11 protein-coding genes and 1 pseudogene are annotated in these 14,457 nt (G+C 43.8%); 5 read left to right on the top strand and 7 right to left on the bottom strand.

Annotated elements, in window-relative coordinates:
* Window positions 1-205 (top strand): annotated as a pseudogene (locus tag AB5627_RS10295) (hypothetical protein); the annotation flags it as partial.
* A 169-nt stretch (window positions 206-374) separates the two neighbouring features.
* Here the strand turns inward: AB5627_RS10295 and AB5627_RS10290 are convergent.
* From AB5627_RS10290 to AB5627_RS10265, 6 genes are all read right to left on the bottom strand, one after another.
* On the bottom strand, window positions 375-1,790 hold the full coding sequence (locus tag AB5627_RS10290; protein ID WP_368369832.1) for a GDSL-type esterase/lipase family protein: 1,416 nt from the start codon (window positions 1,788-1,790) through the stop codon (window positions 375-377).
* 142 nt (window positions 1,791-1,932) lie between these two features.
* Entirely contained in the window at window positions 1,933-3,891 is a 1,959-nt protein-coding gene (gene pulA / locus AB5627_RS10285) for a type I pullulanase (protein ID WP_022288451.1), read from the bottom strand.
* 43 nt (window positions 3,892-3,934) lie between these two features.
* Window positions 3,935-4,807 (bottom strand): phosphatidylserine decarboxylase, encoded by an 873-nt coding sequence (locus AB5627_RS10280; RefSeq protein WP_022288452.1) that lies wholly within the window; start codon window positions 4,805-4,807, stop codon window positions 3,935-3,937.
* Window positions 4,808-4,914: 107 nt separating this feature from the next.
* Window positions 4,915-5,562, bottom strand: a complete 648-nt coding sequence (locus tag AB5627_RS10275) for a phosphatidylcholine/phosphatidylserine synthase (protein ID WP_368369831.1) — start codon at window positions 5,560-5,562, stop codon at window positions 4,915-4,917.
* Entirely contained in the window at window positions 5,559-6,650 is a 1,092-nt protein-coding gene (locus tag AB5627_RS10270) for a lysylphosphatidylglycerol synthase transmembrane domain-containing protein (protein WP_022288454.1), read from the bottom strand. Before AB5627_RS10270 ends, AB5627_RS10275 begins: the two co-directional genes overlap by 4 nt.
* A gap of 60 nt (window positions 6,651-6,710) precedes the next feature.
* Entirely contained in the window at window positions 6,711-7,673 is a 963-nt protein-coding gene (locus AB5627_RS10265; protein ID WP_022288455.1) for a phospho-N-acetylmuramoyl-pentapeptide-transferase, read from the bottom strand.
* A gap of 206 nt (window positions 7,674-7,879) precedes the next feature.
* Between AB5627_RS10265 and AB5627_RS10260 the strand changes: the two genes are divergently transcribed.
* The 4 genes from AB5627_RS10260 to AB5627_RS10245 all read left to right on the top strand — a co-directional run bounded on the left by AB5627_RS10260 (window position 7,880) and on the right by AB5627_RS10245 (window position 13,229).
* Window positions 7,880-8,854, top strand: coding sequence for a biotin--[acetyl-CoA-carboxylase] ligase (locus AB5627_RS10260; protein WP_022288456.1), 975 nt, complete (start codon window positions 7,880-7,882; stop codon window positions 8,852-8,854).
* A 316-nt stretch (window positions 8,855-9,170) separates the two neighbouring features.
* A complete protein-coding gene (locus AB5627_RS10255) occupies window positions 9,171-9,647 on the top strand; it encodes an NAD(P)H-dependent oxidoreductase subunit E (RefSeq protein ID WP_022288457.1) in 477 nt (158 codons plus the stop codon).
* Between the two features lies 1 nt (window position 9,648).
* Window positions 9,649-11,541, top strand: a complete 1,893-nt coding sequence (nuoF, locus tag AB5627_RS10250) for an NADH-quinone oxidoreductase subunit NuoF (RefSeq protein WP_022288458.1) — start codon at window positions 9,649-9,651, stop codon at window positions 11,539-11,541.
* 8 nt (window positions 11,542-11,549) lie between these two features.
* Window positions 11,550-13,229, top strand: coding sequence for a [FeFe] hydrogenase, group A (locus AB5627_RS10245; RefSeq protein WP_022288459.1), 1,680 nt, complete (start codon window positions 11,550-11,552; stop codon window positions 13,227-13,229).
* A 65-nt stretch (window positions 13,230-13,294) separates the two neighbouring features.
* On the opposite strand, the gene AB5627_RS10240 is transcribed toward AB5627_RS10245, so the two are convergent.
* Window positions 13,295-14,449 carry an AI-2E family transporter gene (locus AB5627_RS10240; RefSeq protein WP_329963327.1) on the bottom strand — a complete coding sequence of 385 codons (1,155 nt, stop codon included), beginning with the start codon at window positions 14,447-14,449 and terminating at the stop codon, window positions 13,295-13,297.
* Window positions 14,450-14,457 lie beyond the last annotated feature (8 nt).

Below are 14,457 nucleotides of genomic sequence, written 5' to 3'. Positions count from 1 at the left end.
ATACGAGATTCAGTATGCTACCAACTCAAAGTTCACAAGTGCAAAGAAAGTTACCATAACAAACAACAAGACCGACAAGACCACTATTTCAAAGCTTTCAGGCAACAAGAAATATTACGTTCGTGTTCGTTCTTACACAAAGGTAAAGGGTACTAAGTATTATGGCGCTTGGTCGGCTTCAAAGAGTGTTACTACTAAGAAGTAATTTTTATCGTTTATGAAATATCCCCCATGCAGAGGTTTTCTGCATGAGGGAGTTTTTTTGCGTTAAAGCGTACATTTTGTCGGCAAAGCCACCCTGAAATGTTACGACCGACCATATAAAAAAACACCGCACAAAGTCTTACCTCTGTGCGGTGTAAATATCTACTTTATTACTTCCTCTTAGAAACCACCATAGCTGCACCTGCAAGTGCTGCCAGACCTATACTTATGCCCATTGCCGCATCTGTATTAGGGTTTGTGGTGCTGTTAGGATTTGTCGTTGTCTTTGATGATGAAGCCGCTGTGCTGCTGTCATTTGTTGCTTCAGAAGAAGCCTCGGAAGATGACTCCTCTGCTTTGCTCTCGCTGCTCTCCTCACTTGACGACTCCTCAACAACGTTATTGAACTCAACATCGTCGTCCTTTGTCATTTCGTCAACGCCGTCGTTAACCAACTCAACTCTCTCCCAGCCGTAAATGCCTTCAATAGCATATGTAAGCTCATAAGCTGCTGTCTTCTGTGAAACAGCTGATGGGTGATAGTCAACTGCATAACCATTGTTTTCGCTGTCCTGAACGCTGAACTGGAAAACTGATACCTTGCTGTCGCCTGTTTCAGTCTTATAAGTGTCAACTGCATCTGTAATAGAAGGATAAAGCTCCTGTCCCATAATACCGAGTGTACAAAGTATCTCAGAATTTGGATTCTTAGCTCTTATCTCCTTGAGGAAATTTACATAGCCCTTTTCAAACTCAGCACACTTATCAGGGTCACCCTTTGTGTATGAGTTATCGTTTGTACCAAGATTTACAACGATAAGCTCAGGCTGATACTGTGAGAAATCCCAATCATAATTAGCTGTCTGTTCACCGTCGAACCAGCTCCATGTAAAGCAGAACTTATCATAAAAATTTGGCACAAGCAGTGCGTCATTTATCTTGCCGTTGCCTGAATAACCAGAGATCACACCTGCTCCGCTTACTGATACAAAGCTGTAGTCAGCGCCAAAATTCTGTGCTGCCTTATAAGCATATGTCTTTGCGGCGTTCTCGTTGTAGATAGAAAATGACTTTCCAAGTGGATCGTCAACGCCGTATCCACAAGTGATAGAGTCACCAATAAACTCGATAGAATGCTTAGCTGCCTCTGTTGGCTGTGGCTTGCCGTCTACCTCAAAGCTGTCAATTGCGATAACGCTCTGTGCAGCTTCTGAAAGCTTTATGAGCTTAACTGTGCTTTTGCCCTCAGGAAGCTCTACCTCAACTGCGTTTGTCTTCTTATTTTTTATGTAGCCCTGCTTAACAAGCTTGCCGTTTACAAATACGCCAATTCTTGCCTCACCTACGCTGCCGTTTACATTGAAAACAGCCTTTGTGCCTGTGCATTTGAACTCGATACCGCTTGCAGAATAGCCAAGTATCGTTGTGTCGCCCTTTCTGTAAGTACGACCGATAAGCTTAACATTGTCGCTTGTTGCCTCATAAGAGGTGAGCTTGTCCGTTGCTTCCGTGTCTGCCATGACTGTCATTCCCATGCAGCCTGCTGCAATTGCCGCAGCACAGAAGCCTGCCAAAAACTTCTTCATACTATGATTTCCTCCATTGTTTAATTTTTTTGTATCTTTTGCCTTAATATTTCTCGATCCAATAATTTAATTATACTCTATCTGCAAGATATATACATTAATTTATTATTAATATTTATTCGTCATTTTATTAACAGGGTTGTTAGATATTCTTTATCCTCTTATAAACCACAGCCGACAGCGGTGGACAGACGAAACTGCCTGAAACGGGCTGTTTGTTCATCTTGCCACTTTCATCAAGCCTGAGATAAAAGCTTCCCTCAGGCAGACCGAAGCCCCTGTTCTCGTAGTAAGGATTAAGTGCGATAACATAGCACTCTCCGTCTTTTTCAAGCTTCCAGCTTACGCAGTTCCAATCGTCATTGTGCATAAAATGAAGATGTGCGTTCACGTCCTCTTTAGTATACATTCGGAAAAGCGGACTTCCCTTTCTCAGCCTTATAAGAGCCTTGTAATACTCAAAGACCTCTTTATATTCAAGCTTCCTGTTCCACTTTATGGAGTTGGTGTAGTCAGGCGCATTGTAGCTGTCATGGGAATAGATATTCACATCGTTTGGCTCTTCGCCCTCTTTGAGTATCCTCGGCTTTGACCTAAGAAAATCCTGACCAAGCTGTATGAACGGCATGCCCTGTGAAAGTATCACTATCGCCGCCGCAAGCTTATCCATTTTTATCCTTACGCCCTCACTGTCATTCTTTGCCGATATACAAAGCTTGTCCCACAAAGTATTGTTGTCATGAGCCTCACAGTAATTCACCGCCTGAGTAGGTTCAAAAGCCCAGCAAGCCTCTTTTGCGTCATTTATCTGATAGTGTGGCACAGAGCCGACTATACCACGCCTTAGGGTAGAAGCCGCATTTCTGTTTCCGCTGACAAAGCCCTTGTCATATGGATTGAAAGTACCGCCCTTAATGGAATCTCTGATGTTATCGTTGAAAAGTCCAACTCTTCCAAACTGATATGAATTCCATTTATATGCAAGCCTGTCAGCAGGGAGCGGTGACTCTCCTCCCGTCCAGCCCTCACCATACATTAGTATCTGAGGATCTATCTTGTTAAGCTCGTCCCTTATGATGTTCACAGTTTCAATATCGTGAAGCGCCATAAGGTCAAAGCGGAAGCCGTCTATCTTATATTCCGTTGCCCAAAATCTGAGAGAATCTATCATGAATTTTCTCATCATCATATGGTTTGAAGCCGTTTCGTTTCCACAGCCCGAGCCGTTTGAAAATGAGCCGTCATTTCTTATTCTGTGGTAATAATATGGGAAAGAACGCTCAAAGGCTGACTCCTCGGTATAGTAAGTGTGATTGTATACCACGTCCATTACAACGCCAATGCCGTTCTCGTGAAGTGCCATAACAAGCTGTTTGAACTCTCTTATCCTGCACTTAGGGTCATAAGGGTCTGTAGAATATGACCCCTCAAGGCAGTTGAAGTTCTTAGGATCATAGCCCCAGTTATATTGATTGAGCCAGGGCTTGCTCTCGTCCACAGTGGCATAATCTTCCACAGGGAGCAAATGAACATGGGTTATGCCAAGCTCTTTGAGATGCTCGATACAGGTGTTCACGCCCTGATATTTCGTACCCTTATCGGCAAAAGCCACATACTTTCCTCTATGCTCAGGAGCAACGCCTGATGAACTGTCCGCAGAAAAATCCCTGACGTGGCACTCATACACCACTGCGTCGCAGGCATTTCTGCACTTAGGCTTCTTGACCTTGTCCCAGCCTTCAGGGTCGGTGGTCTTGAAATCCACCACCGCACCAACGTTTCCGTTGACTCCGCAGGCTTTTGCATAGATATCTATAGTTTCATGCCTTGTTTTGTGGTCAAACTCAAATGTATAGGTATAAAAAACGCCGTCGAGGTCACGGAGTATCTCCACATACCAAACACCGTGGTCAAGCCTTTCCATAGGCAGGCTTTCAAGACGGCTTTTGCCCTCGCCGTCAAGATACAGATTAAGATAAACTCCCGTTGCAAGCGGCGACCATGTTTTGAACACAGTTTTGCCCTCTTTCATGACCGCACCCAGATCGTTTCCTATATATTGATTATCTCTGTCGAACTGTTCATAATTCAATCTGTACATCAATCATGCCCCTTGCCTATATTTTTTTACGTCTTAGATATTTTTACTTCAGACTTTCGCCAAGCACCGAGCCTTGAAGAAGCTTAGTTTCAAAGCCCTCCCTCGTATTTTTAAGCAGGTCATCGCAAAGCTTTACCTTGTCCTTTTCAAGAAGCAGCAGGATAGTTGAGCCGCCGAACTCGAAATAGCCCTTTTCTTCGCCCTTTGTGACCTTTACGCCGCCCTCAGTGTGCAGATTAGTTATCCTGCCCACCATAAGAGCACCGACTTCCATTTGAATAATATCTCCGAACTGCTCCGTTCTTATCATGCAATATTCTCTGGAATTTTCCTTGAAAACAGGCAGATAATTGTTCACCACAGGGTTCACAGTGTGAAGAATACCATTTATCTTTCTGTTGTGGCTCTTTACACCGTCTGCACAATAGCAATAGCGGTGATAATCGTCCACTGAAAGTCTGATGATAACTGCATAGCCACCCTCATAACGCTTTGCAAGCTTGCTGTCCCTGAGAAGCGAGGCAGTATTATACACTGCGTTCTTTATAATAAAGGTATCAGACTGTGTTATCTTATAAGCAGTCACCTTGCCGTCTGAAGGTGACACCAGCAGATTCTTGTCCTTAGTGATAAAACGTCTGCCAGGCTTTATTTTTCTTGTGAAAAAATCATTGAATGAGCGATACATTCTTTCCTCATAGTCAAACATATCTATTCCGTTTTTTTCTGCAAAGCCGAAAATAAAAGGCACTGAGAACTTGCTGTCAAGTATCACTCTTGCACACTTTGAAAATATCGGACAGCCGAGAAATTTCATAAGCGCCCTGCCCATTGCCGAGCTGTAGGCAGCCGCAAGAAAGCTATCCTGAGATGTGGTCTGTTCGTATTCTCTGCCCTGTCTGTCACGATATTTCATCTGTTTCTCTCCTTTTATTTACATTATTGTAGGGGACGACACACCAGACGTCCTGTTTTTCACACACCTGTCCGGCAAAAACATTTCCCATTCAGGTAACTTTTATCTTAGATTATATGCTGCATTTTAAGATAGCCGAGAAGGATTATCGCACCTATAGTAAAGAGTATCAGCACGCCTTTCATGGAAAGCTTCTTGACATTTATTTTTAATACGAAGAGTATTGAAATAAGTATCATAAAGCTATGGAAAACAAATGGAAAAATATTTCTCGGTATATTGTGCTGACCCATGAACAGCAGAGGAAGTATCATAGCAACTGTTGTAACAGGCAGACCCTTATATTCTTTTCTGTTCTCTGTTGTGTTTCTCTGACGCTCTTCCTCCATAACGTTGAAGTAGCCAAGTCTGATAACAGCGCCCAGAACTATCATAATGCTTGCGATAAGACGAAGCGGATAAACTGAATTGTAGTGATAGCCTATTACAGCAGGGAAAACACCGAAGCAAACAAGGTCGCACAGTGAGTCGATCTGTATGCCGAACACCTTTTCATGCTCTGTTCTGTTTTTCATGCTTCTTGCTATCTTGCCGTCAAAAAGATCGCAGATACCTGAAAGAAGCAGGCAGAGAAAGGCTATGGACATATGATTTTCAAAGACCTGTGTAATGCCGAACACTGACGAAACAAGTCCTATGTATGTGAGTATTACCGAATAATTATAAAAACCGATCATTTTTTCTTTTTCTCTCATTCTTTTTCGACTTCTTTTTTAACTTCCTGCGATCCCTCAAGACCATTCTTCTTATCATTCCTCATAACGATAAAGTGAGCCACGAATGTTACCAATGCGCTCATTATCAGCAGTAAATAGAAGCTGAGTCCACGGCTCAGTAGCATTGCAGGCTTTACAAGCTCTGCGGTGAAAATGCTCATGAACATATATGTGAAGCAGCCCTCTGTTACGCCTGCCGCACCAGGCAATGGCAACATTTCAACTGCAACGCCTATCATAGTCTGAAGTGCGATAATATTCCAAAAACCTGTTCCGCTAAGGCCATAGGACTTATACACAATCCATGTGACAGCCAGCAGGAACAGTCTCTGCACCAGTGTGATAAGAAAAATATTTATCACAGTATGCACATTGCTCTTTATATATTCCGAACCGATCATGTAATTGTCGCAGATACGCTTTATTTTGTTTATGTATTTTTCGTTGTTCTTTTCTTTGAGTATCCTTATGCGTGTCAGAAGATTTATAAGCTTTATGCCCATTTTTCTCGCCCACAAAGGCTTATAGAAAATAAACACAAGCCCTGCGATATAGGCGATATTCAGTATAAAGCCGATAAGCAGAAGCCACCAAAGCCGTCCCACATGAAGCTTTATAAAGCCAAAGTTGAAAAGCAGGAACGCCACTGCAAGAAGCACCTGCACAGCCTTGAAAGCTATGGTGATGATAAGCATTATCAAGGTGGAAAAGCCTATCTTTATGCCGTCTTTCTTCATGTAATACATCTGCGCAGGCTGTCCGCCGGAAGCAGACGGCGTTATACAGCTAAAGAAAAAGCCTATAAACGAATATTTCAAACAACGCCTGAAAGGAGTTTTTACTTCAAAAAGCCTCAGCATATACTTTATTATGACCGACTCCCCTGCCACATAGCAGAACACGCACACAGCACCCACTGCAAGCCAGCTTTTCTTTGCAAGGTGAAGATCCGCCACTATGTCGGAAAATTCTTCTCCTCTGAAAAGCAGTCTGACTGTCAGCCAGCCTATGACCACAATAAAGAATATATTAAGAACATATTTCAGGTTCTTTTTTATTTTCATCATCTCCGAATTTTCAGCCTGTCCATTAAAAAGTCAGACCGCTTTTTGTCCCACACATATTTTTTACAGCACGAATGCCATAAAGCACAGATTTACTATTATCTGCAAAATTGTAAATCTTATTACTACCTGAGTATCAGACCAGCCCTTGTTCTTTCTTGCATGGTCGTGAAGAGGAGTTCTTATGCCCTCCATAAAATTCTTTATTTTCAGGAAACGTCTGAAAGAAAGCTTGAGAAGTCCAAGTCCGCCGTCAAGTATGATAACTATAGCCATAGGGATAAATGCGAACGGTGCGGCAGTTTTCAAAAACATCACCGCAAGGAAAACGCCCAGCGCTCTCGAGCCTGCGTCACCCATGAGCATCTGGCTAGGCGAACAGTTGAACCACAGATAAGCCGCAAGCGTCACGAACATTATCATAGGAAGGAGCATATCAGCCGCACCACTCTTTGTCACCATAAATGCAAGTGGCAGAAGAACTGTCATGACCAATGAACCGCATAGCCCGTCAACGCCGTCTGTACAGTTTGTAACGTTTATAGCCGTCCAAACGAGAACGCCTGCAAGGATGATGAACAGCGGTGCAGGGATAGTGAAAGTGGAATCCGTGATATAAAGCTTCACCTGCGAGCCGTTATAAAAATAGTATGTAAACGCAATGCCAAGAGATATAACAAGGTCGATAAGGCCCTTTTTCAGGTTACCCCAAGGAGTTTCAGCAGCATCGTCAAAATATCCACTGAGCATGGCGGCATACACAAGCACGAGATAGATTATGTTCTCGATATCGAGAGGATAGAAAAGTGCTGTGCAAAGGGTAAAGGAAGTCACGAAGATAATTCCTGCGCCACGGGGCTTGCCCTCAGAAAGAGCACCGTTCACAGCGAACGCTCTGCCCTGATCTTTAGGCAAAATGCGTTTGAAGAATTTCAGGCTGAAAAAAGCAATAAGAAAACTGCACAGCATTGGCACAAGCAACACCAATGTAGTATTATTCGTCTTAGCCAAAAGGTTATAAAACATTGTCATCGTCCTTTTCTGTTTCAATTCATACATATACTATTATATTATACAACATAGCTGTGCAAAATGCAAATATTATTATCCGTCATTTTGCACAATTTTTTCTTAATGGTTTCTTAATGTGGAGTAGGCTAGGGATTTTTAGGGTGAGGGTTGAACACTTTGACCTTTTGTGCTATAATTATCTCATTAAGGAGGCATTCTTTATGGCAATAAAAGACAAAGTGCTGGAACTTCTCGACGATAACAAGGGCAAATATCTTTCAGGCGAACAGCTTGCTGACACGCTGGGCTGTACCCGTGGGGCTGTTTGGAAAGCTGTGAAAGCTTTGCAGGAAAACGGCTACCCTATCTCTGCGGTGACGAACAAGGGCTATTCCCTTGATGAAAACACCGATATACTTTCCCTTGCAGGCATAAAAAAATATCTTGACCCTGACCGTCAGGGGCTTGAAATAGAGGTATACAAGGAAGTAAGCTCCACTAATCTGGTACTCAAAGACTATGCAAATCAGGGTGTGCCCGAGGGCAGGATAGTCATTGCAGGTATGCAGACGCAGGGGCGTGGAAGGCTTGGACGTTCTTTCTTTTCTCCCTCTGATTCGGGACTTTACATGAGCATTCTTCTCCGCCCTGACATGGCTGCGGCTGACGCTGTTAAGATAACCACTGCTGCTGCAGTTTCAGTTGCCCTTGCTGTGGAAAAGGTCAGCGATCAGAAGCCTGACATAAAATGGGTTAACGACATTTACATAAACGGCAGGAAGATATGCGGAATACTCACGGAGGCTTCTTTCAGCATGGAAAGCGGCGGACTTGACTACGCTGTGCTTGGTATCGGTGTAAACACCTACGAGCCGGAAGGTGGTTTTCCTGAGGCAATAAGAGATATCGCAGGACCGATATTCCACGAAAGAAAAAGCGATATGCGAAACAGGATAGCCGCAGAGATAATAAACAATTTCATGCGTCTTTATGACAGCTTTGAAGAAAACAGCTTTTACCCAGAATACAGAAAACGCTTGCTGTGGGTAGGCGAGAAGATAAACGTTATAAGAGGAAGTGAAAAAACTCCTGCCACAATGCTTGGGGCTGATGAGGACTGTCGCCTGCACGTCAGATACGAGGACGGCAGAGAAGAATATATTTCCTCAGGAGAGATAAGTATTCGCAAGGCTTAACATAGTGTACGAAATGTCAGGTATATCTAACGAAACAAACGTCTATGATTTTTTATAATTAATTCAGTTTATCAAATAGTATCAGCAGGTCGAGCCATTGAGAAATGGCTCGATTTTTTATGCATTATAACTATATAAACGTTTTCGTTTATGTGTATTTCTACAAGTTAGTCAATGCTTATTCTAATTATATATAGCCCATGTAAATAAAAACATTATTCATTTTGTGTCATATAGTATATAATTATAGTTGACAGTATGTCTTGATTATTGACTTTGTAATCAAATTTAACTTTAATTATATGGAGGAAATTTTATGACAAAAGAATTTGATTATTCACCGATCGACAAAATTCTTGAAAATCATGAAAAAACAGCGGTCATAGCCATATTGCAGGATATTCAGGAGATATATCACTATCTTCCAAAGGAAATATTCCCATATCTTGCAAAAAAGCTTGGCACAGGCGAAGCAAGAATATATAGCGTTGCGACCTTTTATGAGAATTTTTCTCTCGAGCCAAAGGGCAAATACGTTATCAAATGTTGTGACGGCACTGCCTGTCATGTAAGAAAATCTATACCTATTCTCGAATATCTCAGAGGAGAGCTTGGTCTTAGCGAGAAGAAAACCACCACTGACGATCTGATGTTCACAGTAGAAACTGTTTCATGTCTTGGTGCTTGTGGACTTGCCCCTGTTCTCACTGTGAATGATGTTGTTCACCCTGAGATGAATCCTGACAAGGCTGCGGCTCTGCTTAAGGAACTGAGAGAAAAGGAGGCTGAATAATATGCTGCTGAAAACGAAATACGATCTTGACAACGCCCGTGAACAGTATGGTAAGCTTGTTGACAAGCAGGCTAGAAAAGTGCTTGTTTGCGCAGGTACAGGCTGTGTTGCAGGCGGTTCGCTGAACATATACCAGAAGCTTATCGAAACTATCTCCGCAAAGGGATTGGAGTGCGTGGTAGCACTTGCTGACGAGCCACATGATGATGATATCCACGATGGCGCTATCGGCGTAAAAAGAAGCGGCTGTCACGGCTTCTGCGAAATGGGTCCACTTGTTAGAATAGAGCCGGAGGGCTGGCTTTACACTAAGGTGAAACTTGACGATGTTGACGAGATAGTTGACAAGACTATCTGCAATGGCGAGTGCGTTGAAAGACTGTGCTACAAGAAAAACGGTGAAATATATCGCCAGCAGTCAGAAATACCATTCTATAAGATGCAGCAGCGTATCGTACTTGAACACTGCGGTCACATTGACGCTACTTCCATAAAGGAATATCTTGCTATAGGCGGCTACAGAGCCTTTGAAAAGGCACTTCTCGATATGTCACCTGAGGATATCCTCAACGAAATGACAGAATCTAATCTTCGTGGACGTGGAGGCGGAGGATTCCCTCTTGGCAGAAAGTGGACAAGCGTTGCAAAGCAGAAAAGCCCTACAAAATACATAGTCTGCAATGGTGACGAGGGCGACCCTGGCGCATTTATGGATCGTTCTATCATGGAGGGCGACCCACACAGACTTCTTGAAGGCATGATGATAGCCGGTATCGCAACAGGCGCAAAAGAGGGATATATCTACGTTCGTGCGGAATATCCGCTGGCAGTATCACGTCTTAAAGGTGCTATCGCACAGGCTGAGCAGTTTGGTCTGCTTGGTGACAATATACTCGGCACAGATTACTCATTCAGAATACATATAAACCGTGGTGCAGGCGCATTTGTTTGCGGTGAAGGCTCTGCCCTGACGGCTTCTATCGAGGGCAAGCGTGGTATGCCTAGAGTTAAGCCGCCAAGAACTGTTGAACATGGTCTTTTCAACGAGCCTACAGTTCTCAACAACGTTGAAACGCTGGCTAACGTGCCTGTTATCATCAACAACGGTGCAAAATGGTTCAGGAGCATAGGCCCTGAGAACTCCCCTGGAACAAAGGCTTTCGCTCTTACGGGCAACATCTCGAACACCGGTCTTATTGAAGTGCCAATGGGAACTTCTCTCAGAAAAGTAATATTCGATATCGGCGGCGGCATGAGAGGCGACGGAAAGTTCAAGGCTGTTCAGATAGGCGGTCCGTCAGGCGGCTGTCTTGTTACACCTAACCTCGATATCCAGCTTGACTTTGACTCGCTGAAAAAAGTCGGTGCTATGATCGGCTCAGGCGGACTTGTTGTTATGGACGATAAGTCATGCATGGTAGAAGTTGCAAGATTTTTCATGAATTTCACCCAGAACGAGTCCTGCGGAAAGTGCGTTCCGTGCCGTGAGGGTACGAAGAGAATGCTTGAGATACTTGAGCGTATCGTAAATGGTAACGGTCAGGAGGGGGATATCGAACTGCTTCTTGAGCTTGCCGACACTATCTCCTCAACTGCTCTCTGTGGTCTTGGAAAGACGGCTGCATTCCCTGTTGTATCTACAATAAAGAACTTCCGTGAGGAATATGAAGCTCACATAAGAGATAAGAAGTGTCCATCAGGCAACTGCAAGAAGCTTGTGACATATCAGATCGACCCTGAGATATGCAAGGGCTGTTCAAAGTGTTCAAGAGTCTGTCCTGTGGGTGCGATCAGCGGCGAGATCAAAAAGCCGTTCAAGATCGACACCTCTAAGTGCATAAAGTGCGGAGCTTGTATTTCCAACTGCCATTTCAAAGCTGTCAAGGAGGTTTAATTTTAGCTATGAATAAAGAGTTTATGATAATCGACAATATCCCCGTTGCTATAAACGGTGAAAAAAATCTGCTTGAGCTTATCAGAAAGGCAGGCATCGAGCTTCCTACATTCTGTTACTATTCTGAGCTTTCAGTATACGGTGCTTGCAGAATGTGCATGGTGGAAAACAAGTGGGGCGGCATGGAAGCCGCTTGCTCAACTCCTCCGAGAAATGGTATGGAGATATACACAAACACACCAAGGCTGAGAAAATACCGCAAGATGATATTGGAACTTCTTCTTTCAAATCACTGCGGTGAATGTACGACCTGCGATAAAAACGGCAAGTGCAAATTGCAGGAGCTTGCCGCAAGATTTGATATCCACAGAGTACGTTTTGACAATCCAAAGTCCAAGCCTTGTATCGATGATTCTTCTGTATCTATCACCAGGGACGCCAACAAGTGTATCCTCTGCGGTGACTGCGTAAGAGTGTGCAACGAAGTACAGAACGTTGGTGCAATAGATTTTGCATTCAGAGGTTCAAAAATGAAGGTAGCCTGCTCATTTGACAAGCCTATAGGCGATTCAAACTGCGTTGGCTGCGGTCAGTGTGTGGCAGTCTGTCCAACAGGCGCTATAATCATAAAGAACGACAGCCACAGGCTTTGGAAAGAGCTTAATCAGGAGGACACTATTGCAGTGGCTCAGGTAGCTCCAGCTGTAAGAGTTGCAGTGGCAAAAGAGTTCGGCTACAACGGCGAGAACGTTATGGGCAAGATAGTTGCAGCACTTAGAAGAATAGGCTTCAACTACATTTTTGACACTTCAACAGCTGCAGACCTCACTGTTATGGAGGAGTCAAAGGAGTTTGCAGACAGGCTTGCAAACGGCGGAAAGCTCCCGCTGTTCACATCATGCTGTCCTGCATGGATAAAGTATGCTGAGAATGAGTATCCCGAGATACTGCCTAACATTTCCACTTGCCGCTCACCAATGCAGATGTTCGCTTCCGTAATAAACGAGAAGTTCAAGGGCGAGGGCAAGAAGATACTTTCTGTTGCTGTTATGCCTTGCACTGCCAAAAAGGGAGAAGCCGCAAGAGATGAGTTCAAGGACGAGAACGGCAAACCGCTGGTTGATTTTGTCATCACCACTCAGGAGCTTATCATGATGATAAAAGAAGCCGGTATCGTGTTCAACGAGATAGAGCCGGAAGCTGTTGATATGCCGTTCGGCACTATGACAGGCGCAGGTGTAATCTTCGGTGTAACAGGCGGTGTAACAGAAGCAGTTATCAGACGTGTTTCCACAGACAAGTCACTTGCTTCCCTGAGAAATCTTGCATTCGAGGGCGTAAGAGGCTTCGAGGGCATAAAAGAGCTTGAAGTACCTCTTGGCGACAAGGCTATCAAGGTCTGCGTTGTAAACGGACTTCGCAATGTCGAGGTCATAATGAACAGAATGAAAGCCGGCGAGCATTTCGACCTTATCGAAGTTATGGCTTGTCCAAACGGCTGTATAGGCGGCGCTGGTCAGCCAAAGGCTACTATCGACGAGAAGAAAGAGCGCAGTGTTAATCTTTACAATGCTGACAAGCTTTGCACGCTGAAACGTTCAGAAGAAAATCCGCTTATGGATAAGCTTTACGAGGGTATCCTCAAGGGCAGAGAGCATGAACTGCTTCATGTAAGCTATGTAAAATAACAAAATAGCATAAATAGCGAAAGGCTGCACGAAACTGTGCAGCCTTTTTTGTACGGACTATTTTGTTATGATATATCCTCCACCTTGACAGCTCTCTTTTCATTTCTGTAGTTGACTACCTCTCCAAGAGTGCAGTATATAACAGAGAACACAGGAACAGCAATGAACATTCCGAATATGCCAAAGAGGTTTCCGCCTATGGTGATAGCGAAAAGTGTCCATAGTGACGGCAGACCAACCGAGTTTCCTACCACCTTTGGATAGATAAGATTGCCCTCAATAGCCTGAATAATGAACATGAACAACAAAAACAGCACAGCCTGCTTGAAATCCGTCACGCATATAAGCAGGAAGCCCACCACATAACCGAGAAAAGCTCCCACAATAGGGATAAGTGCAGTGCAGGCAACGAGTATGGCAATAAGCACCGCATTCGGGAAACGGAAGATAGCCATACCAATACCGCAAAGTGAGCCGAGGATAAGGGCTTCCGTAGTCTGACCCACAAGAAAGTTCGCAAAAGTGTCGATAGAGCGACGGCATATACGGCTTATGCGGTCGGTGATACGATTGCTGAGAAAAGCACAGCTTATGCGCTTGCACAGGTCTTTGAGCCGCTCTTTTGCGGCAAGCATATAGACCGCAAAGCAAATTCCCAAGAAGAAGTTCACAAGACCAGAGAAAAGATCTGTCACAAAGCTTACTGTTGAACTGAGTGTGTTCAAGATCACAACGCCGTCTTTCAGCCAGCTTGTAACCTTATCGATAATATCAGCAGTGCTTATATTCATTCTGTCAAGCCACCCTGCTATCTCAGGGGAATTGTTGAGCTTGTTGGAAATATTTGAAATAAGCACAGGGATATCGTCTGAAAGCTGAGAGAAAGTCTTTATGAGTGCAGGGATAATAAGCCAGCACACAAGTGCCACAACGCCTAGGCAAAGCAGAAAGGTCAGCACTATCGAGCATGGTCTTTTCAGCGTTTCCACAGTTTTGGCATATTTCTCTTTTTTAGGCTTCTTAAAAAGCCTCTTTTCAATGCCTGACATTGGCACATTCAGGATAAATGCGATTATACAGCCAAATATAACAGGCTTCAAGACCCCGATCATTACGCCCAGAAGTCTAAAAAACTTATCATAGTTGGTCAATCCCCAAAAAAGCACTACGCCAAGAACCACAAGGGCTGCATTTTCTTTGAATTTTTTTGTAAATTTCATTAGTTTCT

The sequence above is a fragment of the Ruminococcus sp. RTP21198st1_G1_RTP21198_201120 genome (genome assembly GCF_040924265.1).
In the GTDB taxonomy this organism is placed as follows: Bacteria; Bacillota; Clostridia; order Oscillospirales; family Ruminococcaceae; genus Hominimerdicola; species Hominimerdicola aceti.
The sequence above is the reverse complement of the archived record's forward strand: the minus strand, read 5'-3'. Positions and strand labels throughout refer to the sequence as shown.

Excerpts from the sequence above, each read along its gene's own strand:
- AB5627_RS10290 (WP_368369832.1), bottom strand. The coding sequence starts at position 1,790 with ATGAAGAAGTTTTTGGCAGGCTTCTGTGCTGCGGCAATTGCAGCAGGC.
- pulA (WP_022288451.1), bottom strand. The coding sequence starts at position 3,891 with ATGTACAGATTGAATTATGAACAGTTCGACAGAGATAATCAATATATA.
- AB5627_RS10280 (WP_022288452.1), bottom strand. The coding sequence starts at position 4,807 with ATGAAATATCGTGACAGACAGGGCAGAGAATACGAACAGACCACATCT.
- AB5627_RS10275 (WP_368369831.1), bottom strand. The coding sequence starts at position 5,562 with ATGAGAGAAAAAGAAAAAATGATCGGTTTTTATAATTATTCGGTAATA.
- AB5627_RS10270 (WP_022288454.1), bottom strand. The coding sequence starts at position 6,650 with ATGATGAAAATAAAAAAGAACCTGAAATATGTTCTTAATATATTCTTT.
- AB5627_RS10265 (WP_022288455.1), bottom strand. The coding sequence starts at position 7,673 with ATGTTTTATAACCTTTTGGCTAAGACGAATAATACTACATTGGTGTTG.
- AB5627_RS10260 (WP_022288456.1), top strand. The coding sequence starts at position 7,880 with ATGGCAATAAAAGACAAAGTGCTGGAACTTCTCGACGATAACAAGGGC.
- AB5627_RS10255 (WP_022288457.1), top strand. The coding sequence starts at position 9,171 with ATGACAAAAGAATTTGATTATTCACCGATCGACAAAATTCTTGAAAAT.
- nuoF (WP_022288458.1), top strand. The coding sequence starts at position 9,649 with ATGCTGCTGAAAACGAAATACGATCTTGACAACGCCCGTGAACAGTAT.
- AB5627_RS10245 (WP_022288459.1), top strand. The coding sequence starts at position 11,550 with ATGAATAAAGAGTTTATGATAATCGACAATATCCCCGTTGCTATAAAC.
- AB5627_RS10240 (WP_329963327.1), bottom strand. The coding sequence starts at position 14,449 with ATGAAATTTACAAAAAAATTCAAAGAAAATGCAGCCCTTGTGGTTCTT.